Genomic DNA, 26,668 nt, shown 5'->3' on the forward strand with positions numbered 1-26,668 from the left:
GCGGACTGACCGGCACAGTGGACGGGGCCGGCGCGGGCCCGGAGCCCGCGCCGGCCCTGCGTCGTGCCGTGCGCGGCTACCTCGACCACCTCACCGTCGAGCGGGGACTGTCGGCGAACACGCTCTCGTCGTACCGGCGGGACCTGGAGCGCTACCTGGCCACCCTGGCGGCGGCCGGCGTGGCGGACCTGGCCACCGTCGGCCCGGGGCAGGTCGAGGGGCACCTGGCCCGACTGCGCGCCGGCGACGGGGAGCATCCGCCGCTCGCGGTCTCCTCCGCCGCGCGGGCCGCCAGCGCGGTGCGCGGCCTGCACCGGTTCGCGCTGCGCGAGGGGCTGGCCGGCGCCGACCCGAGCCGGGACGTCCGCCCACCCACGCCGCCGCGCCGGCTGCCCCGCGCGCTGCCGGTCGACGCCGTGGTGCGGCTGCTGGAGACCGCCGGCGCGGTGACCGCCGCCGGGGAGGGGGCACCGCTCGCGCTGCGCGACCGGGCGCTGCTGGAGTTCCTGTACGGCACCGGGGCGCGGATCTCCGAGGCGGTCGGCGCCGCCGTGGACGACCTGGACGTCGACGAGGGCACCGCGCTGCTGCGCGGCAAGGGCGGCCGCACCCGGCTGGTTCCCATCGGCGGGTACGCGGTCGAGGCGGTGCGGGCCTGGCTGGTGCGGGCCCGGCCCGCCCTGGCCGCCGCCGGCCGGGGCACCCCGGCGGTCTTCCTCAACGCCCGCGGCGGCGCGCTGTCCCGGCAGGGCGCCTGGACCATCCTGCGCCGCGCCGCCCAGCGGGCCGGGCTGCCCGTGGAGGGGCCGGAGGCGGTCTCCCCGCACACCCTGCGCCACTCGTACGCCACGCACCTGCTCGACGGCGGCGCGGACGTGCGGGTGGTGCAGGAACTGCTCGGCCACGCGTCGGTCACCACCACCCAGGTCTACACTCTGGTCACCGTCGAGCGGCTGCGTGAGGTGTACGCCACCGCCCACCCCCGGGCGCGGGACTGATCCCCGCCCGGCTCGGTCCGGGCACGGGTCCGCCGGTACGCCGGGTGAGCGTCGGCCGGCACGCGCGGCCTTCCGCCGGCCGGGGGCGGCGCGTGGTGGACGCCGCCGGTGGCTGGCCTGGTCGGCGGGGGCGGCGACACGCCGAGCGGGTGCGACCGGCCCGCGGGGCGGTGGCGTAGAGTCGGCACCGGCGCGGACCTCCTGGGGCGATGGTGATGCGGACCGGGGTGCGCAGCGGCGCCGCGAAGGACGTCGGACGGCTCCGACGCCGGGTGGTCGTCGGGAGGGGGCAACGAGCACATGGCTGGCAACGGTGACCGTGCCGAGACCTGGACGTCGGAGCTCCGCGAGCAGCAGGCCACGCTCGGTGCGGATCTCGGTCCGGCGGATCCGGCGGCATACACGATGCGTAAGCCGATCCCCGAGCCGATGCCGACCGACCGGCACGGCCCGGCCCGGATCATCGCGATGGCCAACCAGAAGGGTGGCGTGGGCAAGACCACCACGACCATCAACCTGGGCGCCGCACTGGCCGAGTACGGCCGGAAGGTGCTGCTGGTCGACTTCGACCCGCAGGGCGCCCTCTCCGTCGGGCTGGGCGTCAACCCGCACAACCTCGACCTGTCGGTCTACAACCTGCTCATGCAGGACGACGTCACCGCCGAGGACGTCCTGATCAAGACCGACGTGGCGGGGCTGCACCTGCTGCCGGCCAACATCGACCTCTCCGCGGCCGAGATCCAGCTGGTCAACGAGGTCGCCCGCGAGATGGCCCTGGCCCGCGTGCTGCGGTCGGTCCGCAAGGAGTACGACTACATCCTGATCGACTGCCAGCCCTCCCTGGGCCTGCTGGCGATCAACGCGCTGACCGTGGCGCACGGCGTGCTCATCCCGCTGGAGTGCGAGTTCTTCAGCCTGCGCGGGGTGGCCCTGCTGCTCGACACCATCGACAAGGTCCGCGAGCGGCTCAACTTCGACCTGGAGCTCGAGGGCATCCTCGCCACCATGTACGACAGCCGCACCACCCACTGCCGGCAGGTGCTCCAGCGGGTGGTGGAGGCGTTCGGTGACAAGGTCTACCAGACGGTGATCACCAAGACCGTCAAGTTCCCCGAGTCCACCGTCGCCGGGGCCCCGATCACCACGCTCGACCCGGCCTCGTCGGGTGCCCGCAACTACCGTCAACTGGCCCGCGAGGTGATCGCCGCCCAGGCCGAGCGGTAGGCCGGGGATGCACCTTCGCGCCGCGCCGTCCGTGGCGTGGACTACGGTCTTCCGGTGACCGCGCCACCCCTCGACCCTCCGACGACGCCGGAGCAGCCGCCCGTACGGGCCGCCGGGGCCGCATCCGAGGTGTCGACGGCCCCAACCGGCGAGGTGCCGACGGGCCCGGCTGGCGAACCCGGGATGGTCACGGATCAGGCTGCCGGCGAGCCCGAGGCGGCGGATCCGGCCGGGATCTCCGAGGCGGCCGATGCGGCCGGGGAGTCCGAGGCGACGGTGGAGGGCGGCGGGTTCACCGTCCGGCTGGCGAACTTCACCGGCCCGTTCGACCTGCTGCTCCAGTTGATCGGCAAGCACAAGCTCGACGTGACCGAGGTGGCGCTGCACCGGGTCACCGACGAGTTCATCGCCTACATCCGCGCCATGGGCGACCAGTGGGACCTGGACGAGGCCAGCGAGTTCCTGCTCATCGCCGCGACCCTGCTCGACCTGAAGGCGGCCCGGCTGCTGCCCGCCGCCGAGGTCGAAAATGAGGAGGACCTCGCGCTGCTGGAGGCGCGGGACCTGCTCTTCGCCCGGCTGCTGCAGTACAAGGCCTACAAGGAGGCCGCCGCGCACATCGCCGCGCTGGAGGAGGTCGGCGGCCGGCGCTACCCCCGGGCGGTCACCCTCGAGCCCCGCTACGCCGAGGCGCTACCCGACCTGGTGCTCGGCATCGGCCCGCAGCGGCTGCTGAAACTGGCGATCAAGGCGATGACCCCGAAGCCGGTGCCCGAGGTGTCCATCGCGCACGTGCACATGGTCCGGGTCAGCGTCCGGGAGCACGCGGGGATCCTCACCGAACGGCTGCGCCGGGCCGGCACGGCCACCTTCTCGCTGCTCTGTGCCGACTGCGAGGCCACCCTGGAGGTGGTGGCCCGGTTCCTGGCCCTGCTGGAGCTCTACCGGGAGGGGCTCGTCGCCTTCGTGCAGGAGCAGGCCCTGGAGGAGCTGACCGTACGCTGGACCGGCCCCGCCGACGGCGGCCCGGACCTGCACATCGACGAGTACGCGGGCACCCCGGCCGAGCCGGCCCCGACGTCGCCCGAGCCGGCGGGCTCCGGCCCGCTGCCGGCGGCCTCGGCCGAGCGGCCGGTGCCGGACGGTACGGCGGACGAGACCGGCTCGGGCGCGGTGGTGGGTGTGGCGGCCGAGGACACCGGATCGGCCGCGGCGCACAGCGGCTCGGCGGCGGGTGCGGCCAGCGGGACGGCGCACGGTGCGGGGGCGGACGAGAACGGGACGGCGACGACGGAGGAGCGAGCGGGATGAGCAGCGACGAGCGTCGGGACTCCCTGGCCGAGCAGGCGGCCGCCTGGGTGCCCCCCTGGCAGCGCCCCAGCACTCCCTCCCCAGCTCCTGCCGAAACCGGAGATCCTGGTACTTCCGCGCCTCCCGAAGGGCCCGAACCTACCAAGATCTCCCAGGAGGCCGACGCCGCGCGTGCGGAGGAGGCGGTACCGGCGGCGGGGGAGGGCGCACCGAGGGAGCAGGCCGTGCCGGCGCCGGGGCTGGCGGAGGCCGGGAGCCCGGCGGCAGAGGCACCGGCGGAGGTGGGGCCGGGGGATGACGTACCGAGGAAGGGACGACGGCGGCCGGTGCCCGAGCCGGCGCCGGAGCTCGACGACGCGGAGCTGCGCGGGGCGCTGGAGGCGATCCTGCTGGTGGTGGACGAGCCGGTCAGCGAGCTGGTCCTCGCCCAGGTGCTGGAACAGCGCGCCGAGCGGATCGGGCCGGTGCTGGACGAGATCGCCGCGGGCTACACGGCCGCCGGGCACGGCTTCGAGCTGCGCCGGGCCGCGGGTGGCTGGCGGCTCTACACCCGCCCGGAATACGCCACCTACGTGGAACGGTTCGTGCTGGACGGGCAGTCCGTACGACTGACCCAGGCCGCACTGGAGACACTGGCCGTGATCGCCTACAAGCAGCCCGTGACCCGGTCACGGATCTCCGCCATCCGGGGTGTCAACTGCGACGGGGTGATCCGTACCCTGGTCTCCCGCGGGTTGGTCGAGGAGTGCGGCGCCGAACCGGACAGCGGGGCGTTCCTCTACCGGACCACCACGATGTTCCTGGAGAAGCTCGGGCTGAACAGCGTCGACGACCTCCCGCCGCTGGCCCCGTTCCTTCCCGACGACGTAGAAGAGCTTGCCGATGCCACGCGATGACCGCACGCCCCGCCCCGACGCGCCCGCCTTCGAGGGGGCCGAGCGCCTGCAGAAGGTGCTGGCCGCCGCCGGCGTCGGCTCCCGGCGCGCCTGCGAGGACCTGATCTTCCGCCGCCGGGTCACCGTCGACGGCCGGGTCGCCCAGCTCGGCGACAAGGTCGACCCCGCCACCGCCGTGATCCACGTCGACGGCGAGCGCCTCGTCGCCGACACCCGGTTGGTCTATCTGGCGATGAACAAGCCCCGCGGCGTGGTCTCGACCATGGCCGACGAGAAGGGGCGCACCGCGCTCGCCGACTTCCTCGGCAACCGGGTGGAACAGCGGGTCTACCACGTGGGGCGGCTCGACGCCGACAGCGAGGGCCTGCTGCTGCTCACCAACGACGGCACCCTCGCGCACAAGCTCATGCACCCGTCGTACGGCGTGCAGAAGACGTACCTGTGCGAGGTGTCCGGGCCGATCCCGCGCAACCTCGGCAAGCGGCTGATGGCCGGCGTGGAGCTGGAGGACGGCCCGGCGAAGGTCGACTCCTTCCGGGTGGTGGACACGCTGGGACGCAGCGCCCAGGTCGAGCTGAGCCTGCACGAGGGGCGCAAGCACATCGTCCGCCGGCTGCTCGGCGAGGTGGGCCACCCGGTGAGCCGGCTGGTGCGTACCGCGATCGGGCCGATCCGGCTGGGCGACCTGCGCGCGGGGCGGACGCGGCGGCTGACCAACGCGGAGGTCGCCGCCCTGTTCAAGGCCGTGGGTGACTGACCCCCGAGTTCGGGGTACGGCTGCCGGTAGGCTCCCTGGCGGCCCGGCGCGGGCGGCGCCCACCGGGCGCGCGACGCCGGGCATCATTGAGAGCGTTTGGACAACCGCTCGCGACACATCCGGTGTTTCGTGAGGTACGGGCTGAGGAGGACGACGGTGGAGGAAAACGAACGGACCGGGCGATGCGTGGTCGCTGTGGACGGGCCGTCCGGTTCGGGTAAGTCCACCGTCTCCCGGCGGCTCGCCGTCGGCCTCGGTGCCCGCTATCTCGACACCGGCGCCATGTACCGGGCCATTACCTGGGCGGTGCTGCGCTCGGGGGTCGACCTGGCCGACGCCGAGTCGGTGGCGAAGGTCGCCGGCGAGGTCGACCTGCGCATCGGCACCGACCCCCAGGGGTACGGCGTGACCGCCGACGGTGTGACCGTGGACGCCGAGATCCGCGGGCCGGAGGTGACCGGGGCGGTCTCCGCCGTGGCCGCCGTGCCGGCGGTACGCGCGCTGCTGGTCACCCGGCAGCGCGAGATGATCGCCAACGCGGGCCGGATCGTGGTCGAGGGCCGCGACATCGGCTCCGTGGTGGCCCCCGACGCCGACCTGAAGGTCTACCTGACCGCCTCCGAGGCGGCCCGGGCCGCCCGGCGCAGCGCCGAGGACGCCACCGACGTGGCGGCCACCGCTGCGGACCTGGCCCGGCGGGACCGGCTCGACTCGACCCGCAAGGCCGACCCGCTGGCCCAGGCCGCCGACGCCGTGGTGCTGGATACGACCGAGCTGGGCATCGACGAGGTCGTCGAGCGTCTTCGCGGCCTGCTGACCGATCGGGGAGTGGCATGACCGACACCGACGGGTGGATCGAGCTGCGGGAACCGGACGCTGACACCGAGGACTCGACCGGCCCGCAGCCGGTCGTGGCCGTGGTCGGCCGCCCCAACGTCGGCAAGTCGACCCTGGTCAACCGCATCATCGGTCGCCGCCAGGCGGTCGTCGAGGACGTTCCCGGGGTCACCCGGGACCGCGTCCCGTACGACGCGCAGTGGGCCGGCCGGCAGTTCACCGTGGTGGACACCGGCGGCTGGGAGCCCGACGCCAAGGACCGGGCGGCCGCGATCGCGGCGCAGGCCGAGACGGCGGTCGCGACCGCCGACGTGGTGCTGTTCGTGGTCGACGCGATGGTTGGTTCGACCGACGTGGACGAGGCGGCCGTACGGATGCTGCGCCGCAGTGCCAAGCCGGTGATCCTGGTGGCGAACAAGGCCGACAACACCACCATCGAGATGGAGGCGACCTCGCTGTGGTCGCTGGGTCTGGGTGAGCCGTTCCCGGTGTCGGCGCTGCACGGGCGCGGTTCGGGTGACCTGCTCGACGCCATCATGGACGCGCTGCCGGAGGCGCCGAAGATCGTCGAGAACCGGCCTCGCGGCCCGCGTCGGGTGGCCCTCGTCGGCCGGCCGAACGTCGGCAAGTCCAGCCTGCTCAACCGCTTCTCGGGCGAGGAGCGGGCGGTCGTCGACTCGGTCGCCGGCACCACCGTGGACCCGGTCGACAGCCTGGTCGAGATCGGCGGGGAGACCTGGCAGCTCGTCGACACGGCGGGCCTGCGCAAGCGGGTCGGCAAGGCCAGCGGCACCGAGTACTACGCCAGTCTGCGCACCGCCGCGGCGATCGAGGCCGCCGAGGTCGCCGTCGTGCTGCTGGACTCCAGCGAGCCGATCAGCGAGCAGGACCAGCGGATCCTGTCCATGGTCACCGAGGCCGGGCGGGCCCTGGTGATCGCCTTCAACAAGTGGGACCTGGTCGACGCCGACCGCCGGTACTACCTGGACAAGGAGATCGAGCGCGAACTGCGCCGCATTCCGTGGGCGATCCGGCTCAACCTGTCGGCGCAGACCGGTCGGGCGGTCGACAAGCTCGCCCCGGCGCTGCGCAAGGCGCTGGCGAGCTGGGAGACCCGCGTACCGACCGCCCAGCTCAACGCGTGGCTGACCGCGCTGGTGCAGGCGACACCGCACCCGGTACGTGGCGGGCGGGCACCGAAGATCCTCTTCGCCACCCAGGCGGGCGTGGCGCCGCCGCGCTTCGTGCTGTTCACCACCGCCCCGCTGGACGCCGGCTACCAGCGGTTCGTCGAGCGCAAGCTGCGCGAGGAGTTCGGCTTCGAGGGCAGCCCGATCGAGATCTCCGTACGCCCTCGCAAGAAGCTCGGCCCCGGCGGCCGGGGCAAGGCACACGGCTGATCCGCCGTACTGAGAAAAGCCGGGTGGGAGCAGCTCCCACCCGGCTTTTCCGTCCCCACCAACACCCCCACCCTCCTAGGACGCCCTAGACGAAGTGGGCCACGCGACGCGAGCCGGCACCGGAGGGGGCCGTGCGGACGGCACGAAGATCCTGCGCTAAGCTGTACCGGCTGTCGCGGGGAGATCCGCGCGGGAGCATCGGGACGTGGCGCAGCTTGGTAGCGCACTTGACTGGGGGTCAAGGGGTCGTCGGTTCGAATCCGGCCGTCCCGACAGCACGAAAAGAGGCCGTCGACCGGGGCATACGCCCTGGCCAGCGGCCTCTAACTCGTACTGGGGTAGTAGGGATTTGCTGATCTAGACGGCGCGTAGCTGGGGACCATCTGGGGACCGGCGAGCCTTCAAGTGGGCGCTGAGTGCCGTTCCCGCGTCGGTGATCGACTGCCGGTCGGGGTGCAGGTACCGCTGTGTCGTGCTGAGCGATCCGTGCCCGGCGATCTTCCGCAGCACGTGCACCGGAACCCCCGCATCGGCCATCCAGGTCAGCCCGGTGTGCCGCAGGTCGTGCCGACGTAGGTGTTCGTAGCCCAGCTTCGTCACCACCTCGTCCCAGTGCGTCGCGTCCCGCAGTACGGCAGTGCTGATCCGTCCACCACGCGGCCCGGTGAACAGTCGGGAGTGCGGCTCGGCGACCGAGTCCAGGCGGCGGGCGACGATCGGCCGCACTTCCTCGATCAGCGGAACCACGCGTGCGCGCTTTCCTTTAGTGCCCTTGTCGACCAGGCCGCCGGGGCTGGGCGTGGTCTGTCGGCGTACCGTCCACATCCACAATTTTCGGTCGATGTCCTCGGCGCGGACGCCGGAAACCTCGCCGATTCTGGCCGCTGTGCAGGCGGCGAAGATGATCACGTCTCCCCATCCGGGAAAGGCGTTCGCGGACCGTTCCACCAGCGCGGCGGCGAGCGTGGTCAGCGATTCCAAATCGGGGGAGTGTGTTGAAATCTACGCAGTCCCACCTACCGGGCTGGAGGCTGTAGTCAGAGTGGAAGATCAGCCCGGAGGCGGGCTGCGCTGACGGACTGCGTCGATGAGTGCGGCATCGATCAGGCCGGTGTGCAGGTGAGGCCACGCCCAGCTGACGATCCGGTGGCGGCGGTGACGCAAGGTGCTGCGGCGAGAATCCTCCCTGGTCAGCCCTCCAGAGCCCGGTGACCCAGAGTAGCTTTCCGTAGATCATTGACACTGTTCTTAGTTGGTGCCTACCGTCAGCACGCTTTGTACACGGGGGAGTGGAGGGGCGACGTGCGACGTCGTGGCGCGATCAAGTGTGTCCGCAGTCAGGGTTTGACTGGTCGCCAGTGTCGGTGCTCGGGGTGAGCGCACAACTCCTTGGGCGGCGCGGGATGTTCCGACGATCCGTAGCTGGAGCTGTCGACGGCGTCCGTTGACGCGAATCTCAACGACATCATCGCCCATCAGGGTGATTTGACTGCCCTCTCGCGTTGTTGACCAGTCGATCGAACCTTCGGCGGAGTCGACAAGCAGCTTGAGCGAAACCTTCGCCATTCCCGAAACCAGTAAAACGCGGTGGCGGGGCGTGGTTCGAGGATGGCCATTGATTACTACCAGTGATTTGTTGCCCTGCGGGGAGGAGATTCTGAGTGAGTAAGTCCGGTTCCCGAGGTTCGCGTTGGGGCGGTTGCGCTGCGACCTTGATGGCTGTTTCGTTAATGGCAGTCGGCGGTGTGGTGACCGAAAAAGCTGCCGTTGGTGCCGCACCTGCCAATAATCGTCCGGATTCTGGGTTGAGTGAGGCTGATGCCCTCGCGGCGGCGAAGCGTTCGGGCTCGCCGGTCGAGGTCATCGGGCTCAAGACGGAAAACTCGCGGGTGGTCGCGACACCCCGAGGAAGCCTGGTCCTGGAGTCCTACGCGGTGCCACAGTGGACCCGTCAGCGCGAGGATCGCGGTTGGCAGCCGATCGACACCCGGTTGCAGAAGAACCCGGATGGCAGCGTCGGGCCAATCGCCACGCTCGCCGACGTGACCTTCTCGGCGGGTGGCTCCGCACCTGCGGTGCGGCTACCGCTGAACGGTGGCCAGGTTTCACTGACCTGGCCTGGCGCCCTGCCGGCGCCCCGTGTCGAGGGTGACTCGGCGGTCTACGAGTCGGTGCTGCCCGGGGTGGATCTGCGGCTGCGCGCGCTGAGCGACGGGTTCACCTGGGTGCTCGTGGTGAAGTCGGCGGAGGCCGCCACCAACCCGGCGCTGGACACCCTCCGGTTCGGCCTCGACACCACCGGCTCGCTGCGGAAGCGCAGCCGCGTTGCTGGCGGCTTCGAGGTGGTGGACGCCTCGGGTGCTCCGGTCCTCTCGGCGGGCAGCGCAGCGATGTGGGACTCGTCCGGTCTCACCCCGCCGGCGCAGGCCGCGAAGAACGGCGCGCTTGCCGCGTTCGCGGCGCGGGAGAGGCAGGACATCGTCCGGGCGGCTCCCGACCTGGCGCGCAAGGCGGAACTCTCGACCACGGTGCAGGGTGGAGACCTGGTCATCCGGCCGGATCTGTCGCTGCTGCGGGGGAAGAACACCACCTACCCCGTGGTGATCGACCCGTGGAGCACGATCGGCAAACTCCGGTGGGGGTACGCGAACACCACCAACTCCACCCGAGACGACGGCATTCCGCGGGCCGGCCTCGACCCGTCCGGTGACGGCGTCTTCCGGTCGTACTTCTCGTTCAGCCTCACCAGCCTGTCCGGCAAGACGATCCGGTCGGCGAAGTTCCTGACGGAGATGACGCACTCCTGGTCGTGCACCTCCACGCCGATCAACCTGTGGCGGACAGCGGACCTGACCACGTCGGGTAAGCAGACGTGGTCGGGGCCGAGTTTCTCGCTGTGGATCGAACAGCGGTCCGGCCATGCGCACAAGCCGTCGACAGGAGCGGGCTGCTCGGACGATCCGCAACCGGACCTGCCGATGGAGTTCTCCAGCAGCAATCTGAAGACCGACATCACGAACAACCGGGGCCAGGCGATCTACACGCTGGCGCTCTCCACTCGGCAGTCCGACGGCTCGTCCGAGTCGACCAGTACGTGGTGGAAGAAGTTCGACGCGGCAGCGACGAAACTGTCGATCGAGTACAACACCAATCCGAACACGCCAACCGCCGCCCAGTTGGCGACGCACGCGAACTACACCTCGGCGGCCCAGGCCTGCACGACCGGCACCTCCCGGCCAGCCGTGCGGTCGGACTACCCGTGGTTCAAGGCCACATTGACCGACCCGGACGGCAGCAACGGCGGTTCACTGTCCGGCACGTTCACGCTGCAGAAGCTGGTCGCCAACGTCTGGACCACGGTGGCCGGCTGGCCCAGGACCGACTCGGGCGTCGCGCCGGGTGCCAAGGCTGAGGTGCAGCTGACCACCAGGACCGTCGACGGCGACGTCTACCGCTGGCAGGTGCAGACCAAGGACACCCTCGGCGGAGAGTCGCTCTGGTCGCCGTGGTGCGAGTTCTACGTCGACTACTCGGCACCGGCCGTCACTCCGAAGGTCGAGCCGGCCGACGGTCTCTACCTGGAGTCCGCACCGCGGGGCACCAACCAGGACGTGCGCGGCTCCATCGGCTACTCGGGGCAGTTCACCTTCTCCGCCAACGGCGCGGCTGACGTGTACGACTACGTCTACCAGGTGAGCGGCGGCCCGCAGTTGACGGTGAGGGCGGCCAGCCTGGGCGGCTCCGGCACGGTGTGGGTGACCCCGAACGTCGTGGGCGAGAACGTTCTGACGGTGCGTAGCCGGGACCAGGCGGGCAACGCCTCCGAGCCCTACGACTACATCTTCCTGGTCGACAACGCGTCCGCACCGAAGGCGCACTGGGCCATGGACGAGGGCAGCGGCACCACCTTGACCAACAGGATCGAGGGGGGCCCGTCGGCGGCCCTCACTGGTGGCGGCACCTGGACCGACTCGCGGGTTCTCGGCACCCACAAGAGCAAGGGCAAGGACTGGGCGGTCAAGTTCAGCGGCAGCGCCAACCGGGCCAGCACCGCCGCTGCGCTGGTAAACACCTCGCGCAGCTTCTCCTTCTCGGCATGGGTTCGCCCGGACGTCACGCCCAACGGTGTGGTGCTGTCGCAGCCGGGTACCAACAAGAGCCCCTTCGAGCTGCAGTACTTCCCCTCGAAGGGCCAGTGGTGTTTCGTCAGCTACGGCTCCGACACGGTGAACGGCACGGCGACCGCTTCGCCGGCCTGCGCGACGGACCCCGTTCCGGTCGGCGTCTGGAGCCACCTGACCGGCGTGTATGACGCCGGCGCCGCCAACAAGCTGAGCATCTACGTCAACGGGATCCTCAAGGGCACCGGGAACGTCGCCTCAGCCGCCTGGGCCTCGTCCGGCCCGCTGCTCATCGCCGGCGCCAAGAACGGCGACTACACGGGTCACTTCAACGGGGCGATCAGCGAGGTCCGTGTCTGGGACCGGGTCATCGACCCTGACCTGGATCTTGTGGAGGTCGTCAAGCCGGTCCTCGTCGGTGGCTGGGACATGGAGGACTACAACTACGACCAGCGGCAGGAGGGTGACATCTCCGGCTACCAGCGGCCGCTGAACCTCAGCGCCGCCCCGACTGTCGACTGGTCCGACCAGGCGGGATTCGACTCCAGCGGCCTGCACTTCGACGGCGTTGCCGGTCAGGCCCAGACCAGCGGGCCGGTGCTCCGCACCGACCAGTCGTACACCGTGTCGGCGTGGGTGCGTTGGGCCGGTGGCACCGGCGCCCGATCGGTCATCGCCCAGGACGGCACCCAGGTGTCCGGCTTCTTCCTGGCCTGCCGCAACGATTCGACAGGCATCAAGTGGTCGGTGATGAACCGGACGGTCGACTCGACCTCCAGCGGTGCCCGGTACGCCATCGGCGGCACCTGCCAGATGAACACCTGGGTGCACCTCACCGCGGTGCAGGACGCGGCGAAGCAGACGCTCAGCCTGTACATCAACGGCGCGCTCTCCGTGCAGATCAACGCCGTGTCCCCCTGGCACGCCAACGGACCGTTCACGGTGGGCCGGGCCAAGTGGAGCGCCTCGACTGACTGGTTCACCGGCGACATCGACCGGGTGCGGGCCTGGCAGGGGGCGCTGAGCGGCGCCGAGATCCAGGCGGTCTTCGCGGGCGCCTGATTCCCAAGCATCACAGGTGGTGGGGACTGTGCCGTGACGGCAAGTCCCCACCACCTGTCGGCCGGGGCCAACGGAGAGCCATCCGGCCCGGCCCGCGCCGCCACAACCCGTTGGCGGCGCAGACACCTCTCCAGGAAGGGAACGATGGGAACGCTCAGAACGAGTCGGACGCACCGCAGGCGGCGGGGCACACCGGCGTTCGAGGGGGTGCGGCAAGGGGGACGCAAGGTCCTTGCCGCTGGTCTGCTCGCGGTGCTCGCGGGCACGGTTGGCGGTCAGGTGCCTGCGCGGGCGCAGTTGGCCGCACAGGCCGAGCGTCTCGAGGCGCAGCGGTACGAGTCGGTGCCCGTCCAGCGGGTCAGGGCCACGAAGCCAGGGCCGGAGGCCGAGGAGGCGGCGGCCAAGGTCAGGCGGCCGGCGCCGGTGTGGCCGGCGGCAGGGGTCGCCGAGGTCACCCTGCCGACGGTCGCCGCGGGCGCCCGGGCGGCGACTGCGTCAGCGGTACGGGCCGGCACGTTGCCGGTGACCGTGAAGCCGGTGGCCCCCACCGCTCGTGCCCAGGTTGCGGCGGCCGACTTGACCAAGGTCCGGGTCGAGGTGCTGCCGAAGGCCAAGGCGCAGGCGGCAGGTGTGAACGGCGTACTGGTGCGGGTCGGCCGGACCGACGGCGCGACCTCGGCCGGCCAGGCCGAGGTCAGCGTGGACTACGCGTCGTTCGCGTCGGCGTACGGGGCGGACTGGTCGTCGCGGCTGCGGCTGGTGCGCCTGCCGGAGTGCGCGCTGACGAGCCCGGGCGCCAAGGACTGCGCGCCCCTGGCGCTGGACTCGCGGAACCACGTGCGGACACGGACGGTGTCGGCCACGGTGTCGGTGTCGCCGGCGGACGCGGGGGTGTCGGCGGCGGAAGCGAAGCGCTTCGGGACAACCGTGACCGCGGGCAGCGCCGGTACGCTCGTCGCGCTGACCAGTGGCCCCTCGGGTGGGGCCGGTGACTTCACCGCGTCCAGCCTCGCGCCTTCGTCGTCGTGGAGCCACAGCGGCTCGACGGGCAGCTTCCAGTGGTCGTATCCGATGCGGACGCCGCCGGGTCCGGGTGGGCCTGCGCCCAGCCTGGGCCTGGGTTACTCGTCGCAGTCGGTGGATGGTCGGCAGGCGGCCACCAACAACCAGCCGGGTGCGTTCGGTGAGGGTTTCGACTACTCGCCGGGGTTCATCGAGCGGCAGTACAAGACCTGCGCCGACGACATGGGTGGGACTGCGAACAACACCACCAAGACGGGTGACCTCTGCTGGGGGCCGGAGAACGCCGTCCTGTCCCTGAACGGTTCGTCGGTGGAGTTGCTCAAGGGCAGCGACGGCAAGTGGCATCCGCGGCGGGAGGACGGTTCGAAGGTCGAGCTGTTGACATCGCCGGCCAACGGCAACGGTGACAACGACAACGAGTACTGGAAGGTGACGACCGCTGACGGCACCCAGTACTGGTTCGGCCGGCACCAGCTGCCCGGCTGGTCCTCGGGGCGTCCGACGACCAACTCGGTCCTGACGGTGCCGGTGTTCGGCAACAACCCGGGTGAGCCGTGCTACGCCAGCACCTTCGCCGCGTCGGAGTGTGGTGGTCAGCGGCAGGCGTGGCGGTGGAACCTGGACTACGTCCAGGACGTTCACGGCAACACCATGTCGCTGTGGTGGTCGAAGGAGACCAGCCACTACGCGAAGAACATGACGTACGCGACGCCGGTCGTCTACGACCGGGCCGGTCACCTGACCCGGATCGACTACGGCACCGACAACCGGGACAACACCGAGTACGCGGCCACCAGCCCGTACGTCCAGAACGCCCCGGCCCGGATCGAGTTCACGAACGCCGACCGGTGTCTGGCCAACTGCACCACGAAGAACGCGACCACCTGGCCCGACACCCCCTGGGACCAGGAGTGCACCGCGTCCACCAACCCGTGTCTGAACGTCTCCCCGACGTTCTGGTCGGCGAAGCGGACGACGGTCGTCACCACGAAGGTGTGGAAGGCTGCGACGTCGTCGTACCAGTCGGCGGACTCCTGGACGCTGCGGCACAGCTTCCTGGACCCGGGTGACGGCACCCGCGCCGGGCTCTGGCTGGAGGGCGTCACGCACAGAGGGCTGAACGGCACGACCGTCACGGCCCCCGAGGTCACCTTCTCGGGCATCCAGATGCCGAACCGGGTGGACGCCTCCGGCAGCGACTGGGCGCTGGCCATGAACTGGTGGCGGGTGAACTCGATCAGGCTGGAGACCGGCGGCGAGATCTTCGTGACCTACAGCTCCCGGGAGTGCGTCAAGGGCGGCACGATGCCGTCGGCGACGGCACTGGACAGCAACACCCTGCGGTGTTACCCGGTCAAGTGGACCCCGCAGGGCTACACCGATCCGGTGACCGACTACTTCCACAAGTACGTGGTCGAGGAGGTCCAGCAGATCGACCACACCGGTGGGGCCCGGCCGGTGCGGACGGAGTACGACTACCTGAACCCGGATGGCGAGCCGCTGTGGCACCACGACGAGGACAGCGGCATCGCTCCGAACAAGCGCCGGACCTGGTCGCAGTGGCGGGGCTACCCGACGGTGGTCACGTACACCGGTGAGGGCGCCGACCGGATCAAGACCGAGACCCTCTACTTCCGCGGCATGTACGGCGACAAGCTTGCTGCGGGCGGGACCCGTACCACGCAGGTGCAGGGCCGTGAGGGCGGGGCGACCAACGACTACGACCACTATGCCGGCACGCCTCGCGAGACGGTGACCTGGCTGGGGTCGAAGATCCTGTCCGCCTCGGTGAACGAGATGTGGCGGTCCGACGCGACGGCCACCCGTGCCGGCACGCCCGTCGCCGAGGCCCGCTACTCCCGGGTCCGTGTGGGCCGTAACCGGATCGCCACGGACGACGGGTGGCGGCGGACCGCATCGACCACGACGTTCGACAGCTACGGCATGCCGACCACGGTCGAGGACAGCGGGGACGACACCAGGACCGGCGACGAGCGGTGCGTGCAGACCGAGTACGTCCGCAACACGGGCATCCACCTGTTGACGCGGGTCAAGCGCATCAACGGCTGGACGGGCGACTGTGCGACGGCTCCGACCACCAAGGAGCAGGTCACCGGGGACGTCCGGTTCCGCTACGACTCGCTCGCCTACGGTACGGCGCCGACCAAGGGGCTGCTGACCGCGACCGAGAAGGTCACGGGCTTCGCCAACGGCACCCGTTCCTACCAGCAGGTGTCGACGGCGAAGTACGACGTGCTGGGTCGGATGGTGGAAGCCACGGATGTCGCCGGGGAGACGACCACCACGGCCTACACCCCGGCGACCGGTGGCCCGGTGACCAAAATGGTCACCACCAACCCGCTGCTCTGGACGGAGACGGTCGACCTGGATCCGGTGTTCGGTCTGCCGCTCAAGGCGACGGACCCGAACAACCGGATCACCGAGTACGCGTACGACGCGATGGGTCGCAACAGCGCCGTCTGGCTGCCGGGTCGGTCGAAGGCGACCTTCCCGTCCGATCCGTCGACCAGCTACACGTACACCCTGTCGAAGACGGCGCCGTCGTCGATCATGACGAAGGCGCTGAACGCCAACGGCACCTATGACACCTCGTACGCGCTGGTGGACGCGCTGGGCCGGCCGAGGCAGACGCAGGAGGCGGCGTACGGTGGCGGCCGGATCCTGACCGACACGTTCTACGACGCCGCGGGTCGGGTCTACAAGGCGAACTCGGCGTACTACAACAGCGGTACGGCCGGTACGACCCTGTACTCCGGCCTGGACGCGGACGTGCCGAGTCAGACCCGGACGCTGTACGACGCGGCGGGGCGGCAGATCCACTCCCTGCTGCTCGCGTCCGAGGCCAGCGTCCAGGTGGAGAAGGCCCGCACCTCGACGACCTACCACGGTGACCACGTGACGGTGGTGCCGCCGGAAGGCGAGGCCGCGACCACGGTCTGGACCGATGCGCAGGGGCGGACCGCGAAGCTGTGGCAGTACCACGGCCCCACCGCCACGGGCAGCTACGACGAGACCAGCTACACCTACCACCCGGTGGGCCAACTGGCGAGCGTCAAGGACGCCTCGGGCAACACGTGGTCGTACTCCTACGACATCCAGGGCCGGCTGATCTCGTCCAGCGACCCGGACAAGGGCACGGCCACGCTCCAGTACAACAATCTGGGTGACCTGGAGAAGACGACCGACTCGCGTCCGGACACTCCGGACCTCTGGTACGACTACGACCGGTTGGGTCGGATGCTCACCGTGCGGGAGGGCAGCCTCACCGGCGCGAAGCGGGCCGAGTACACCTACGACCTGCCGGCCAAGGGCCTGACCAAGTCGGCCTCCCGGTGGATCGGCGCCGACGAGTACCGGTCGGAGACCGTCACCGTCGACGCACGGTACCGGCCGACCCAGACAAGGCTCACCCTGCCCACCTCGCAGGCCGGCTTCTGCGGCATCGGGGCGACGACGTGCAGCTTCACCTCCAGGGCCACCTACCGCGCCGACGGTTCGCCGAACACGGTGACGCTGCCCGCCGCCGGCGGGCTCGATCAGGAAATATTGACCTACGAGTACGACTCGACGTACGCGATGGCCGACAAGCTGGCCACCGACTACGGCGACGCCACGCACTACGCCATCCAGTCCGGCTACACCAACCTGTACGAGCTGAGCACCCTCACCCGCGCCAGCGCGCTGACCGGGGCGAAGTTCGTGCAGACGACCAACCGGTACGACGACGGCACCGGCCGGGTCGAGAACAGCGCCATCATCCGCTCGACCTCACCGTCGTACATCGCCAACACGTTCTACGACTACGACGCCAGTGGCAATCTCCTCAAGATCGACGACAACTCCGGCGCGCGTCCGAGGGACACCCAGTGCTTCTCGTACGACCACCAACGCCGGCTCACCGAGGCGTGGACACCCGCGTCCTACGACTGCGCCACCAAGCCGCAGGCCACGACGGACCTGGGCGGCCCCGCGCCGTACTGGCAGCAGTGGTCCTTCGGCGCCCCGGACGACCCCAGGGGCCGTATCGGTAACCGGCTCACCCAGACCGAGTTCGGTACCCCCACCGGCACGGTGACCACCAGTTACTCCTACCCGGCGGCGGGCGCGGCCCAGCCGCACCGGCTCGACGGCTGGAGCAGGAGCGACAACGTCGGCACCACCACCGGCTCGTACACCTACGACGAAGCCGGCAACATGAAGACCCGCCCCGGACCATCCGGTCAGCAGACGCTGACCTGGGACGTTGAGGGGCACCTGGCGTCGCTGACTGACAGCAACGGCGGCAACTCCTACATCTACGACGCCGACGGCAACCGGCTCATCGCCACCGACCCGACCGGCAGCACGCTCTTCCTGGGCGACCAGGAGGTGCGCAAGAACGCGAGCACCGGGCAGGTCGACGCCACCCGGTACTACTCGTTCAACGGCGAGACCATCGCCCAACGGACGGTCACCGGCATCACCTGGCTCGCCAGCGACCACCAGGGAACAGCGCAGGTCAGCGTCGCCAACGACACCAACCAGACGATCACCCAACGGCGGCAGACACCGTACGGGACGCCCCGCGGGGCATCGGTCACCTGGCCCAACAAACAGGGATTCCTGGGCGGTTACCAGGATCCCACCGGGCTCACCCACCTCGGTGCCCGTGAGTACGACCCGACCATCGGCCGGTTCATCTCCGTGGATCCGATCAACGACCCGGGCAACCCGCAACAGTTGCCGGCATACACCTATGCCGCCAACAACCCGACCACCTACAGCGACCCCAGCGGCGAAATCATCCCCGAGTACGCGGATCCGGCTGGCAATGGACTGAGCGTCTGCGCAGCACTGAACGTCGGTGGCTACGCGTGCCAGAACATGATGGAGGGCACCACCGGTCTGGGTGAGGGTGACCCCGCTCCCGGTACGGGCGACAGCGGATTCCCGAAGAAGAGCGGTTCGCAGAAGACTCACGAGAGCCTGGAAGCCTGCGGTCTGTTCATCGTCGGCCTGGGCGCGGTCTGCGACGGGATCAACGCCGCTATCTACATCAAGGAAGGCAAGCCGGCCGAGGCCGCCCTGTCCGCCGTGTCGGCGGTCCCCGTCCTCGACTGGGCTTGCAAGATCAAAGCCTGGTGCAAGGCAGGTATCGACTGGGTCGGTGGCAAGGTCCAGAAACTTCTCGGTCGAGTCCCGCTCGGCAAGGCGCCGAGCATCAACCCGGCGGCCGAAGCCGCGGAAATGGCCGCACTGAAGAAGGAGATCCGTGAGGCGGCCAAGAACCCGCCCCCCGCGAAGACCCCGAAGCCGCCGACGAAGGAACCCGCGCCGAAGACCAAGGGCAAGACCGGTGGCGAGAACGGCGGCGGTGCGCCGACGTCAAAGGACGGCTGCCCGACGCACAGCTTCGACCCCGCCACCCCAGTCCTCATGGCAGGCGGAAGCACGCTCCCGATCGCCGAGGTGAAGGTGGGGGACAAGGTCCTCGCCCACGATCCGGAGACGGGCGACACCACCGCGCAGACGGTCGAGGTCCTGCACGTCAACGAGGACGAGGCACTGACCAACCTGTCCGTCCGCAAGGAGGACGGCACCTTCGTCACCCTCAAGACCACCCAGCACCACCCGTTCTGGAGCGACAGCCGGGGCAAGTGGGTGGACGCGGGGGAGCTCCAGCCGACGGAGTGGCTGAAGACCGCGTCGGGCGACCCGGTGACCGTTGCCAAGGTCGACAACTTCCGCGGCCGAGAGACGATGCGGGACCTCACGGTCTCCACCGTCCACACGTACTATGTCGTGGCCGGTGGCACGCCGGTCCTGGTGCACAACTGCGGCGATGACGGGCCTCCGGAGAACGACGGCGAGTGGTTCTTCCGGGGAGTCGATGAACATCATCGCTCCTACGCGACGCAGCATGGCGGCACGGTCGCGCCGGTCGGTGGTCACAATGATCCTGTGCGCCACAACGACAACGACACGGACAGTGTGTTCACCTCGTGGACTTCCAACAGGTCGACTGCCGAGCGGCACGCGAAGTTGCTTTCTGGCAGGGGTGCCGTCCTGATGGTGCGCCGTGGTACGACGGGGCCGATCATCGACATGGCGTTCATGGATCTGGACAAGTGGGGGGAAAGTGAAGTGCTGATACAAGGTGTGGTGAACGTTCAGCGACATTATCATGTCGGCTGATCGGCGGGGTGGTGTCGATGGAAACGAACCGCACAATCGATCAGGAATTGGCAAGCTCCATGCAAGCCATGGCGGCAAGGGCCGGTATGCGAGTGCAGATCGAGGATCTCATCGGCCAGGAAATCGGCTTCGCCGTGGTCCTCGCGTCTGATGTCGTCGCCACTTACCGTGTCAGAGGTGAGATCGCAAAGGACCAGGGATTGACTCTCCACGGGTTCGACGGCTTCATGGTTGATCTGGAGCGGAAGTCGGGGCGCGTGGCGATCGGGTCGCTGAAGGTCGGTTCCATCACCCACGTGATCCTGGTGGATCCCGCGAGTGGGGAACTGTTCTCTTGGACGGCAATTGAAAGGCCGTCCTGCGACGAGTGAGGTGCTGAACCGCTTTCGATAGGCAAGGACACGCCCCGCCGGAGTCACTCTGGCGGGGCGTGTTCTTGCAGGTTGTACGGCACAGCTTCTCGGCGAGTCGATGCGGCCGCAGCGACCGCGGTTGTCAGAGGGTGCGCCGCACGGCCAGCGGCGGATGATCAGCAGGTGGCAGTTTGCCCCGGCTGATCGGCATCTGCGTCGCGAAGAATGCCGCAGGGATCCCGGCTCCCGGCGGGAAATCCAGAGAACTGGGATACTGCAGACATTTTGCCGTCGTCGCGGCACAGTCCCGTCTCGCGCGGGTGCCTCTTTGAGGGGCTCGGGGACCACCGCCGATTGCGCGAAGGTCGGGAGGTGGATTTGGTAGACGTTGCGGAATCGGCGGAAGTCGAAGCTGTCGGAGGCCCACAGCGTCGGCAGGAGCTGGATGTGGCGGTAGATCTGAGCGGCCTCGGGCTTCGTCTGCTTCAGCTGGTTGAAAGCTGAGGACATCCGGAATCAGCTGGCAGGACGCCGACGGCGGGGCCGCGCCCCGTCCCGCCGGCGAGACGAGCAGACGAGCGGAGGCGGCCTCAGCGGCGTTCCGCCCGAGCCGGTGATGAGGTGCGGCGACCGGCCGGAATGTCATCAATCGGTAGGTATAAATAAAAGACCTTCTCGAGAACGGTTTTGTCCGACAACGACGAACGGGAGAGTCGAGATGAACACCGGCGCAAGCCTCTCGCAGCTGGACCGCATCACCAACGACCTGGCCACCGAGGACACCGAGACCCCCACCAAGTGGTGGATCGCAGCGGTGCCCGAGGACAACCGTCCGAGGGCGGGCTTCGTGGAGGACGTCGAGGAAGTAATCGGGGTCCCCGCACTGGCGGGCTGAGATTCGGGCGGGGTCAGCGCGTGCGGTGGCCCCGCCCAACCGCTGAACCGATCCGTGGCGCACCGACGGGAAGCAGGTTTCACATGGCAGAGGCACAAGGTCGGATCTCAGCGGACTGGCTCTTCCCGCTCGGCGCGTCGGCGGCACTGACCGCAGCCATCGAGGGACGGTTCGACCGCGACCGCCAGCTCCTCACCCAGATTGCAGGCGTCCACACGGCATTCGCCGCCCTCGACGAAGCGCTCGACGTGCGCCCCGAACTGTGGCGCGGAGTTCCGGGCGCGGCCGGGGTGCGGCTCGCCGACGGGGCCTTGCCCGCCCGGATCAACCGCGTCGCCACAGCGGCTGCGGGTGCTGTCGCCGAAGTCGCCTGTGCGGCAAAGATCAGCGCCGTGCTGACGGTCGGTCCCACCGCTGCGGTCTCGTTTCCCTCCAGCCGGCTCATCGTGCGCTTCGATTCGGTGACCGAAGCCACGATAACCATCGACCACGAGACCGTGACCGTGCAGGCGGACGGCGTCTGGACGGTGCTCACCGCGCGGACCTGTGGAGAAGTGGGACTCGAAGCGCCGGAGAACGCCGCCGGCGTGGAGCGGATTCCCGCGCTCGACGACTTCCTCATCGACGTCGACGGGGTGTCTTCGGTGATCACGCTGCCGCCGCACTTCGCTCTCCTCGGCCGTTCGCCGCACGGACCGGAGTCGACCCAACTTCGTCAGGCGCTGGCCGTGCTCGCGCGCACCAACCCCGAACTCCACGCCGAGTTGCGGGCCTTACCGGTCCGTTTCGCCCTGCTCGATCGGGGCCAGCACCGGCTGAGCCTGACCGCGACCGGGTTGCCGGACGTCATCTACACCAATCTGGTCGACCCGCTGGAAACGGTCGACCTGATAGTCCACGAGTACCACCACCTCAAACTGGATCTGCTCGCGGAAACTGTCCCACTGCTGGAAAACCCGGCGGCGCCGGTCATCGCACCGTGGCGGCCCGACATCCGGACTGCGGACGGGGTACTGCACGGTGCCTACGTCTTCGCGAACGTCGCGCGCGCGTTCGACCCGATCATGGCGCTGGGAAGGCCGTCGGCGCAGGGCAGGCGTAGGCGGGCTGCCTGGCGGGCCGCCGTGCTGCGCGCGGTCGAACTACTTCGCGAGTCCGATGCCCGGCCTACCGAGGCAGGCCAGCAGCTCCTCGACGGCATGGCCGCCGCCGCGCGGGCATGGATCGACGAGCACGCCGAGGTCGACCAGCACGAGCTTCGGTGGGCCACGGCCGAGGTGGAGCGGCACGTCAGGGAAGTCGCCCTCGGGACAAGGCCGGAGCCCCGGCACATGATCGGCGTGCTCGCCGGGCACCACGAGAACTGAGGCGGTCGACCGATGGAATCGCTGACCCTGATCGTCAAGGTGACCCGTCGCTGCAACCTACGCTGTGTGTACTGCAACGACTGGCGGCCCAACACGGCCCCGGTGATGAGCATGCAGACTCTCGATCGCACGTTGGTCACGGCGCTGACCGATCCCGCGAGCACCATGGCGGTCATCGCCTGGCATGGCGGGGAACCCACGCTGGCACCGTTGGAGTTCTACGAGTACGCCGTGCGTAGACAGCGCGAGTTGACCGCAGAGCACGGCAGGCTGGTGGCCAACGTCGTGCAGACCAACGGCGTCTCCCTGTCGGACCGCTGGCTGGACTTCATCGCGGCCAACAACTTCCGCGTCGGAATCAGCCTGGACGGCCCGCAGGAACTCAACGACCGGATGCGTCCGACCGTGTCCGGCCGGGGAAGCTTCCGCGCCGTCCGCGCGACGATGGACAAGATGTTGGACCGGGGTATCCCGTTCGCCACCCTGATGGTGCTCTCGCAGGAGATGATCGAACTCGGCGCCGAACGGATCTGGCGGTTCATCGAGGACGAAGGACTCACCGACGTCGACCTCATCCCCGCCCGACCCCCCAACACCCCCGAGCACGAGACGGTGTCGCCACAGGCGGTCAAGTTCTCCGCTGGCGAGGCGTCCGACCGGTGGTCGGAATTTCTGTGCGATCTGTTCGACCGCTGGTGGACCAGCAAGCGTCCGGTACGCATCACCACGATGGACTCGGTGGTGCGTCGCGTGCTCGGCGCCTCTTCGGTCGGCTGTGTCACGAGCGGCGACTGCATGGGACGATTCTTCGGGATCGAGCCGACGGGCGAGGTCTACGTCTGCGGGCTCTACGAGGACCTGTCCGACTTCGTCATCGGCACCGTGCACGGCGACACCTTCGCGCAGATGCGCCAACACCCGAGCTACCTCCAGACCGTCTCTGACAACGACCAGCGGCTGGCGGACCACCGCAACTGCCCCGGGTTCGACATCTGTGCGGGAGGATGCCCACACGACTACCACCTGTCGCGCCAGTACCTCGGACCGGACGCGTACGCCAACTGCTGCGGATGGCGTCCCTTCGTGGAGCATGTCCGCGAAGGCGTCAGGGCCTCGACCGCCGCGTCCACCGGAGCCACGGCACTTCCCGTCGCGAAGGTCCGCTGATGGTGTCGACGGGCAGGCCGGCGAGGCTTCTCGCAGCAGAGGAGTTGGCACGGTGGGAGGAGGACGGTTACCTCGTCCTCAAGGGAGTCCTCGACCGGGCTGAGGTGCGCGACCTGCGCGGCCGGGTGGAGCGTGCCGCCACCGACTACCGCGACGGACCCAGGGTGGGACGCGCGCACGAGGGTGCGACCGGCAACCGTGAGGACCTGCGGGTGAAGAACGTGGTGAGCCTGTCGGACTGCTTGGACGAACTCCTCGACCTTGATCCGGTCTACCGGCGGGCGGTCGCCCTCGCGGGACCGTACCTGCAGGTGTGTGGCACGGAGATCATCCTGCGGCACCCGCGACCGACTCCGGCACTGGCCATGCACCTTGACGGCGGGGCAGCACTCAGCCGGATGATGACGGTGCCCGGAGCGCCGGTTTCGCACGTCAAGGCGCTCTACTTCCTCACTGCCACTCCAGGACCGGGCACCGGAAACATGACCGTGGTGCCAGGCTCCCACCGGATACCTTTGCCCCGCACGGGCGAGGGGTTCAGCACGCATCCGGCTCGAGCCCGGGAGCGCGAGTTGGTGGTCGACGCGGGCGACGTGGTGTTGTTCCCATGGAACCTGTGGCATTCGGTCGGGCCCAACAACACGACCACCACCAGGGTGAGCGCGGTCGTCTGGTACTCGCAGCTGTGGGCCCGACCGGTCGACTATGCGCAGATCGAAGCCCACGTCCTCGACCGCATGACCCCGCGCAGGCGGCTGCTGCTCGGAGGGATCGCCGACGCCATACCCAGCACCTACTACCTGCCTGCCGCGGACGACTACCTGCCGACGATGCTGGCGGGTCTGCCGCTCGACGCCCCGGAGCTGGCGCCGTATGTGGACGACCGGGACAGTCATGACTGGCGGGACGGGGCACCGGCGTGAGCGCGGTCTCCGCGCTCTTCCGGAGCCAATGACCTCGCCTTCTGCCGGCCCGACAGCAGGCCCGATGCCCTCGTCCGTCGCCACCTCCGCGGCACGGCGTGGGCTGGGTCTCGTGCTGGCGGCCGAGGCGATCTCGATCACCGGCAACCGCCTGGCCATGATTGCGATCCCTTGGTTCGTCCTGGAGACCACCGGAGACCCGGCCCGGGCAGGCCTGACCGGCGTGGCCTACTTCCTTCCCGTCGTGCTGGGGGGCGTCCTCGGCGGCGCGTTGGTCGACCGGTTCGGGTTCGTCCGCAGCAGTGTCGCTGCGGACGTGGCGAGCGGACTGACGGTCGCAGCGATACCACTTCTCCACCAAGTGGACCAGCTCTCCTTCGGGTGGATGCTCGTGCTCACCTTCGTCGGATCCCTGCTGGACGTCCCGGGCACGACCGCCCGCCGGGCGCTGTTGCCCGGACTCGCCACGCAGGCGGCCGTCCGCTTGGAGCGGGTGATGAGCGCGCACGAGACGGTGATCCGCGTCGCGCAGCTCGCGGGCGGTCTTCTCGGCGGCGCACTGATCCTCGCAGTCGGGGCCGTCGGCGTCCTGGTCGTCGACGCGGCCAGCTTCCTGGTGTCAGCTCTGCTGGTGGGGCTGATCGCCCGCCGCGCACTACCCGTCGCCCCGACGTCTGCCGGTCGTCGTCGCTACCTGGCCGACATCCACGAGGGACTGGCGTTCATTCGTGCCGACGCGCTGCTTCCCGGACTGCTCGTGTTGTTCATGGTCGCCAACATGGTCGACAACGCGCTGTTCGCCGTGCTGCTGCCGACCGTCGCGGAGCAGGTACTCGACGACCCTCTCGCACTTGGACTGTCGATCGCAGCGTTCGGCGCGGGGGCGCTCGTCGGTGCCGTGTCGTTCGGTGTCTTCGGCCACCGGCTGCCCCGGCGCGCGGTGCTGGCCACCGCATTAGTAGTGTCGGGCGCGCCGAAGTTCGTCGTCCTGGCGTTCGTTCCCAGCGTCCCGGCGCTGGTCGCGGTGATGGTTGTTGCGGGTGTGGCGGCCGGACCGGTCAATCCGCTGCTGACCTCGGCGCAGTTTTCCCGGGTACCACCCGAGCTCCGCGGCCGTGTCTCAGGGGCGATCATGTCCGCCGTCGTCACCGCCGTACCACTGGGCGCGTTCGGCGCGGGTCTGTTGGTGTCGCACCTCGGCCTGACCCCTACCCTTGTCCTGGCTGCCGCGCTCTACCTGCTGATCAGCGCCTATCCGGCGGTCGGCCCAGCATGGCGGCACCTGGACGCGCCTCCGGCTCGTCCGGCATCAGCTCCACCACCGGGTGCCGGTGCCTGACCCGACGCAAGGCCCAGTTCCGGCCTCCCGCCGAGCACCGGCGCTGGATGGAACCCCTTCCAGGAACCGCCGTCCGTCCGGTCGTGCCTGACCCGTACGGGTAGCGGGTCCGTCCTGGTGGGGAGTGGTGGCGTTACACCGTTCTCAGGGCGCCGGAAACCGGTAGGGCTGCACGGGAGGGCGGTCCCACCGGTTCGCCGACGACGTACGCGGAGGCAGGCGATCAGTCGGTCGTCACCGCGTCCGCCTCTATCTCGATCAGTAGGCGCGGGTCGGCCAGCTTCGCCTCGACGATGGTGCTCGCCGGCAGGATCTCGGCGAAGAACTCGGAGTGGACCTCGCCGACTCTCTCCCACTCCGAGACGTCGGCGACGAAGACGCGCGTGCGCACGACGTCCTGGAGGGAGGCGCCAGCCTCCTCGAGCGCGGCCCGGATGCGGTGCAGCACCTCACGGGCCTGCTCCGCGACGTCAGGGCCACCCACAGGTCCGTCGGGTCCCATGGCGGTCGTGCCGGCCACGGAGATGAACGGGCCGACGCGTACGGCGCGGGCGTACCCGAAGATCTTCTCGAATCGGGTGCCGGTCGAAATGACCTTACGCTCCATCACTTCTCCTCTGCTGATGGTCCGTGCCGTCGCCATTGACATTTGTCGGGTGCATCTCGTCGACAGAAAGGGCCGCCACCTCGGCGATCACCTCCTGCTCGATGGCTTTGGCGAGTGTGCGGATGGTGGGGTTTTCGAAGATTGTTCGTACGGGGGTTTTGGTTTGGAATGTGGTGCGGGTTCTGGAGATGAC

17 protein-coding genes, 1 tRNA gene and 1 pseudogene are annotated in these 26,668 nt (G+C 69.5%); 16 read left to right on the top strand and 3 right to left on the bottom strand.

Annotation, left to right across the window (positions count from 1 at the left end; all coding sequences use genetic code 11):
• The first annotated feature begins 5 nt into the window (after positions 1–5).
• From ACGFIG_RS30175 to ACGFIG_RS30210, 8 genes are all read left to right on the top strand, one after another.
• Positions 6–998 carry a site-specific tyrosine recombinase XerD gene (locus ACGFIG_RS30175; protein WP_393008711.1) on the top strand — a complete coding sequence of 331 codons (993 nt, stop codon included), beginning with the start codon at positions 6–8 and terminating at the stop codon, positions 996–998.
• 300 nt (positions 999–1,298) lie between these two features.
• Positions 1,299–2,222, top strand: a complete 924-nt coding sequence (locus ACGFIG_RS30180) for a ParA family protein (RefSeq protein ID WP_121397670.1) — start codon at positions 1,299–1,301, stop codon at positions 2,220–2,222.
• Positions 2,223–2,258: 36 nt separating this feature from the next.
• Positions 2,259–3,533 (top strand): segregation and condensation protein A, encoded by a 1,275-nt coding sequence (locus ACGFIG_RS30185; RefSeq protein ID WP_393008678.1) that lies wholly within the window; start codon positions 2,259–2,261, stop codon positions 3,531–3,533.
• The gene (gene scpB, locus ACGFIG_RS30190) at positions 3,530–4,429 is read left to right on the top strand and encodes an SMC-Scp complex subunit ScpB (RefSeq protein ID WP_393008680.1); all 900 of its coding nucleotides are present in this window, start codon (positions 3,530–3,532) and stop codon (positions 4,427–4,429) included. Before ACGFIG_RS30185 ends, scpB begins: the two co-directional genes overlap by 4 nt.
• Positions 4,416–5,186, top strand: coding sequence for a pseudouridine synthase (locus ACGFIG_RS30195; RefSeq protein ID WP_357724848.1), 771 nt, complete (start codon positions 4,416–4,418; stop codon positions 5,184–5,186). Before scpB ends, ACGFIG_RS30195 begins: the two co-directional genes overlap by 14 nt.
• A 156-nt stretch (positions 5,187–5,342) precedes the next feature.
• Complete coding sequence (gene cmk, locus ACGFIG_RS30200; RefSeq protein WP_393008682.1) at positions 5,343–6,023, top strand: (d)CMP kinase; 681 nt, start codon at positions 5,343–5,345, stop codon at positions 6,021–6,023.
• Positions 6,020–7,423: a ribosome biogenesis GTPase Der gene (gene der, locus ACGFIG_RS30205; RefSeq protein WP_393008684.1), complete on the top strand. Its 1,404-nt coding sequence runs from the start codon at positions 6,020–6,022 to the stop codon at positions 7,421–7,423. Before cmk ends, der begins: the two co-directional genes overlap by 4 nt.
• 199 nt (positions 7,424–7,622) lie before the next feature.
• A tRNA-Pro gene (locus ACGFIG_RS30210) sits at positions 7,623–7,696 on the top strand.
• An 84-nt stretch (positions 7,697–7,780) separates the two neighbouring features.
• Here ACGFIG_RS30210 and ACGFIG_RS30215 read toward each other — a convergent pair.
• Positions 7,781–8,410, bottom strand: a pseudogene (locus ACGFIG_RS30215) (tyrosine-type recombinase/integrase); the annotation flags it as partial.
• Between the two features lie 761 nt (positions 8,411–9,171).
• Here ACGFIG_RS30215 and ACGFIG_RS30220 point away from each other — a divergent pair.
• The 8 genes from ACGFIG_RS30220 to ACGFIG_RS30255 all read left to right on the top strand — a co-directional run bounded on the left by ACGFIG_RS30220 (position 9,172) and on the right by ACGFIG_RS30255 (position 25,868).
• Complete coding sequence (locus tag ACGFIG_RS30220) at positions 9,172–12,606, top strand: LamG domain-containing protein (protein WP_393008686.1); 3,435 nt, start codon at positions 9,172–9,174, stop codon at positions 12,604–12,606.
• A gap of 279 nt (positions 12,607–12,885) precedes the next feature.
• The gene (locus tag ACGFIG_RS30225) at positions 12,886–19,824 is read left to right on the top strand and encodes a polymorphic toxin-type HINT domain-containing protein (protein ID WP_393008688.1); all 6,939 of its coding nucleotides are present in this window, start codon (positions 12,886–12,888) and stop codon (positions 19,822–19,824) included.
• A gap of 17 nt (positions 19,825–19,841) precedes the next feature.
• Entirely contained in the window at positions 19,842–20,195 is a 354-nt protein-coding gene (locus ACGFIG_RS30230) for a hypothetical protein (RefSeq protein WP_393008690.1), read from the top strand.
• Between the two features lie 700 nt (positions 20,196–20,895).
• Positions 20,896–21,072 carry a hypothetical protein gene (locus ACGFIG_RS30235; protein ID WP_393008692.1) on the top strand — a complete coding sequence of 59 codons (177 nt, stop codon included), beginning with the start codon at positions 20,896–20,898 and terminating at the stop codon, positions 21,070–21,072.
• Positions 21,073–21,155: 83 nt separating this feature from the next.
• The gene (locus ACGFIG_RS30240) at positions 21,156–22,439 is read left to right on the top strand and encodes an aKG-HExxH-type peptide beta-hydroxylase (protein ID WP_393008694.1); all 1,284 of its coding nucleotides are present in this window, start codon (positions 21,156–21,158) and stop codon (positions 22,437–22,439) included.
• A gap of 12 nt (positions 22,440–22,451) precedes the next feature.
• On the top strand, positions 22,452–23,606 hold the full coding sequence (locus tag ACGFIG_RS30245) for a radical SAM protein (protein WP_393008696.1): 1,155 nt from the start codon (positions 22,452–22,454) through the stop codon (positions 23,604–23,606).
• Positions 23,606–24,529 (top strand): phytanoyl-CoA dioxygenase family protein, encoded by a 924-nt coding sequence (locus ACGFIG_RS30250; protein WP_393008698.1) that lies wholly within the window; start codon positions 23,606–23,608, stop codon positions 24,527–24,529. The genes ACGFIG_RS30245 and ACGFIG_RS30250 overlap by 1 nt, the downstream gene beginning before the upstream one ends.
• Before the next feature lie 64 nt (positions 24,530–24,593).
• Positions 24,594–25,868 carry an MFS transporter gene (locus ACGFIG_RS30255; RefSeq protein ID WP_393008699.1) on the top strand — a complete coding sequence of 425 codons (1,275 nt, stop codon included), beginning with the start codon at positions 24,594–24,596 and terminating at the stop codon, positions 25,866–25,868.
• Positions 25,869–26,091: 223 nt separating this feature from the next.
• Here the strand turns inward: ACGFIG_RS30255 and ACGFIG_RS30260 are convergent, their stop codons facing one another.
• Complete coding sequence (locus ACGFIG_RS30260) at positions 26,092–26,475, bottom strand: RidA family protein (RefSeq protein ID WP_393008701.1); 384 nt, start codon at positions 26,473–26,475, stop codon at positions 26,092–26,094.
• Positions 26,465–26,668 (bottom strand): hypothetical protein (locus tag ACGFIG_RS30265; RefSeq protein WP_393008703.1); only part of this gene is annotated, 204 nt, incomplete at its 5' end. The genes ACGFIG_RS30265 and ACGFIG_RS30260, both read right to left, overlap by 11 nt.

This window comes from Micromonospora sp. NPDC049048 (assembly GCF_043197615.1).
Classification (GTDB): Bacteria; Actinomycetota; Actinomycetes; order Mycobacteriales; family Micromonosporaceae; genus Micromonospora.

Excerpts from the sequence above, each read along its gene's own strand:
- ACGFIG_RS30180 (WP_121397670.1), top strand. The coding sequence starts at position 1,299 with ATGGCTGGCAACGGTGACCGTGCCGAGACCTGGACGTCGGAGCTCCGC.
- scpB (WP_393008680.1), top strand. The coding sequence starts at position 3,530 with ATGAGCAGCGACGAGCGTCGGGACTCCCTGGCCGAGCAGGCGGCCGCC.
- ACGFIG_RS30195 (WP_357724848.1), top strand. The coding sequence starts at position 4,416 with ATGCCACGCGATGACCGCACGCCCCGCCCCGACGCGCCCGCCTTCGAG.
- der (WP_393008684.1), top strand. The coding sequence starts at position 6,020 with ATGACCGACACCGACGGGTGGATCGAGCTGCGGGAACCGGACGCTGAC.
- ACGFIG_RS30230 (WP_393008690.1), top strand. The coding sequence starts at position 19,842 with ATGGAAACGAACCGCACAATCGATCAGGAATTGGCAAGCTCCATGCAA.
- ACGFIG_RS30235 (WP_393008692.1), top strand. The coding sequence starts at position 20,896 with ATGAACACCGGCGCAAGCCTCTCGCAGCTGGACCGCATCACCAACGAC.
- ACGFIG_RS30240 (WP_393008694.1), top strand. The coding sequence starts at position 21,156 with ATGGCAGAGGCACAAGGTCGGATCTCAGCGGACTGGCTCTTCCCGCTC.
- ACGFIG_RS30245 (WP_393008696.1), top strand. The coding sequence starts at position 22,452 with ATGGAATCGCTGACCCTGATCGTCAAGGTGACCCGTCGCTGCAACCTA.
- ACGFIG_RS30250 (WP_393008698.1), top strand. The coding sequence starts at position 23,606 with ATGGTGTCGACGGGCAGGCCGGCGAGGCTTCTCGCAGCAGAGGAGTTG.
- ACGFIG_RS30255 (WP_393008699.1), top strand. The coding sequence starts at position 24,594 with ATGCCCTCGTCCGTCGCCACCTCCGCGGCACGGCGTGGGCTGGGTCTC.
- ACGFIG_RS30260 (WP_393008701.1), bottom strand. The coding sequence starts at position 26,475 with ATGGAGCGTAAGGTCATTTCGACCGGCACCCGATTCGAGAAGATCTTC.